This window comes from Frankia sp. CcWB2 (assembly GCF_977927585.1).
In genome coordinates this window covers 7336-7708 of the sequence record NZ_CDWRCM010000194.1, presented here as the reverse complement: position 1 = coordinate 7708, position 373 = coordinate 7336, and the positions used below count along the sequence as shown (strand labels likewise).

The window sequence follows — 373 nt, the reverse complement described above, 5'->3', positions numbered from 1 at the left end:
CGTAGCAGCGCCAGCAGCGGCCGGACCTCGTCGGGCACCGGCTCGGAGAACGTCCGCACCGCGTGCTCCCCGGGCCGGTCGATCTCCAGGGTGTAGACGAACCGGTCCGCGCCGATGTCGTGCCGCTCTCGGGGCGCGGTGGAACCCCGGGCCTCGGTGGAATCTACCTGACCGGCATCCGCGGCGTCCGTTGTGGCCGCGAGATCGCCGTGATGCACCGCCTCGCGGGCCAGGCGGCGCAGGTTCTCGGCTTCCTGCTTACTGAGATCGGCCGTGTCCAGACCGCGGCGCACGCTGCGCCCGAGAAGTCCACCGGAACGCTCCAGCACGACCCATACACGTTCCGCGGTGCGCGCCATGAGCCATATTGTGC

General features: G+C 70.8%; 1 protein-coding gene. It reads right to left on the bottom strand.

The window, feature by feature from the left end:
* On the bottom strand, positions 1 to 359 hold a 359-nt coding region (locus tag ACY45C_RS17655), incomplete at its 3' end, for a protealysin inhibitor emfourin (protein WP_462188659.1).
* Positions 360 to 373 lie beyond the last annotated feature (14 nt).